This is a genomic window from Brachyspira sp. G79 (genome assembly GCF_002379365.1).
Taxonomy (GTDB): domain Bacteria; phylum Spirochaetota; class Brachyspiria; order Brachyspirales; family Brachyspiraceae; genus Brachyspira.
In genome coordinates, this window is the sequence record NZ_JQIU01000008.1 from 509391 (window position 1) to 512245 (window position 2855).

General features: G+C 24.4%; 2 protein-coding genes. One reads left to right on the forward strand and one right to left on the reverse strand.

Annotated elements, in window-relative coordinates; translation table 11 throughout:
* Positions 1–925, forward strand: a 925-nt coding sequence (locus tag KQ44_RS03695) for a class I SAM-dependent methyltransferase (protein WP_096736288.1), incomplete at its 5' end; no start/stop codon positions are given.
* A 347-nt stretch (positions 926–1272) separates the two neighbouring features.
* Here the strand turns inward: KQ44_RS03695 and dxr are convergent.
* Positions 1273–2427 carry a 1-deoxy-D-xylulose-5-phosphate reductoisomerase gene (gene dxr / locus KQ44_RS03700; RefSeq protein ID WP_096736289.1) on the reverse strand — a complete coding sequence of 385 codons (1155 nt, stop codon included), beginning with the start codon at positions 2425–2427 and terminating at the stop codon, positions 1273–1275.
* Positions 2428–2855: the final 428 nt, after the last annotated feature.

Consider the following 2855-nt stretch of genomic DNA (forward strand, 5'->3'; position numbering starts at 1 on the left):
CAACCAACAACCAACAACCAACAACCAACAACCAACAACCAACAACCAACAACCAACAAATTTAAATAATAAATGTCCTATATGTTCTAGTGAAAATAGTATAAAATATTTATATAATAATATAATATCAAATAAAAGTATTGTCAAATGTAAAAATTGTGAAATAGAATATTTGTATCCATATCCTACACAAAAGGAATTATCTGATATATATTCTGATGATTATGCTGCTTGGGGAATAGGTCAAGAAGATAATTTTTCTAAAATGAAGAGAGATAAATTCAGAAAATTACTTAAAGATATACTAAAATATAAAAATAATGGTAAGTTATTGGATATAGGGTGTGGTCCTGGTTATTTGATGATAGAAGCTAAAAATCTTGGATTTGATGTATATGGAATAGAAGTTGGTGAAAAAGCTGCTAATATTGCTAAAGAGAAATTCGGTGATGATAAAATATATAATGGGATTTTAGAAAAATCAGATTTTAATCATAATTATTTTGATATAATCATGATGAGTGATGTATTAGAACATGTTGAAAATCCTTTAGAATTATTTAAAATATCTTATGATTTATTAAAACAAGATGGTTATGTAGTTATCACTACTCCAAATACCAATTCATTTACATGCAGAATAATGAAATCCAAGTGGTCGCACTATAATATTGAGCACATACATTATTTTAATAAAAAGAGTATAGAAAAATTATCATCTATAACAGGATTTGAAATAATTGAAATAAAACCGTTTTGGAAAGTTCTAACTTTTAAATATATGAACAGTATATTTAAATATAATAATAGAAAATTACTTTCAGGAATATTTTCTGTGCTTGAAAAAATTCCTATCATTGGAAATTTGGAAATTCCAATATTAATAGGGGAATTCTTTATAGTATTAAATAAGAAAAATAAATAAAAAGTATTATATTTTCTTATTTTAGCATTTTTCTATTCATATAATGATAAATGTAATAGAATTATTTCAAAACTAAATAAATTATTTATTATCCAAACCTACTTCTTCTGGTGAGCAAAAGAAGTAGGAGAACCGTATATTTACATATAAAAATGATAAATCATACAACGTATAAAATGTTATTCTAGTAATTTATAAATATAAAAATTTTATATAATATTATCGAGTACTTTTTAAACAAGTATAATTTTAACGTTCAGGTTTTTCTAATAACTATATAGTTACAGTATAATATGAAAAATGAAACTTTATTAAGAAAATATTTATCCTTTTTATATAAAATTAAATTATTTAGTTATAGAATCTATTATCCATCTAGTCTCTTTTCTTATTTCGCTGTCCATATTGATAATATTATCTATAGTTAATGGTATATTTATTTTTCTACTACATACCTTTGATACAATATCAAATATATCAGTAAAACCAATTCTTTTCTCCAAAAAGGAATAAACGCATATCTCATTTGCAGCATTAAGTACACAAGGATAAAGTCCTCCCTTTTTACCGCATTCATAGGCTAGTTTCAGCATAACAAATTTATCAAAATCCATTTTATAAAAATTAAGTTCACTATGTTCGTATAATTTTAACTTTTCAAATGGAGTATTTCTTATTTCTGGATAAGTAAGTGCATGCTGTATAGGAAGACACATGTCATTTTTACCTATTTGAGCATATATTTCCCCATCAATAAACTCTGCCATAGAATGTATTAAACTTTGAGGGTGAATAATAGTTTCTATCTTATCATAATCCAAATTAAACAAATGATGTGCTTCTATCACTTCAAAGCCCTTATTCATCATAGTGGCACTGTCTATAGTAATTTTACTTCCCATTGACCAAGTTGGGTGCTTTAATGCCATTTCTACAGTAACATTTTTTAACTCTTCTTTAGGAGTTCTGAAAAAAGGACCTCCTGAAGCTGTTATTATTACTTTCGATAATGCCTCCTTACCAAAATGATTTAATATTTGAAATATAGCAGAATGCTCACTGTCTATTGGTATTAATTTAGCATTATGCTGTTTTAATAGTTCGTTTATAATATCTCCGCCTACTACCAAAGTCTCTTTATTTGCCAAAGCAATAGTTTTTCCTTTCTTTATTGCCTCTACTGTGGGAAGAAATCCTGCATATCCTGTTAAAGCATTTACTAATATATCAAAATCTGTATGTTTTACAAAATCAGCAATACTTCCATCAAAAATATTTATACTTTCTGCACAGTCATAATCTTTAAAAATGTTTGCAGCACTCTTATCAGATATATTTACAGTCTTAGGTTTAAACTCAGTACATAAAGTTCTAAGAATATCTATTTTACTATTTGCGGACATTCCAACTATTTCAAAATCATTACTAAATTTTCTAACAACATTACAAGTATTAGTACCTATAGAGCCAGTAGCTCCTAACAAAAGAATTCTTTTTTTCATTTTACAACTCTATTAAAAAAATTATATTATTAGTATTAAATAATAGGCTTATTTTGAAATTATTTCAATATAAAATTTATACTAGCTTAAAAACTATGTGTTGTTTTGGTTGTTTTATAAGACAAAATATTATACTTGTTTCAAAACTAAATTAATAAATATTTACACTATCTTATTTTTGAGTATTTTATTTTTATAACTTATGATTTGTATCAAATATCCTTACTATAATACTGCCTACTCTTTTTACTGCCACCTTTAATTACTTATACAACTTGTAAAACATTATTTTTATAATTTATTAATTATAAAACATGTACTTTTAAAACAATATATTTGTTATAGCAAATATACTGATTATACAAAAAATTAAAACCAATAAACATAAATTTATAAAAGTTAATATTGATTATTTTTTATATTATTAT

What these genes read in the sequence shown, in the direction of transcription:
- dxr (WP_096736289.1), bottom strand. Translation starts at nt 2,427, where the DNA reads ATGAAAAAAAGAATTCTTTTGTTAGGAGCTACTGGCTCTATAGGTACT.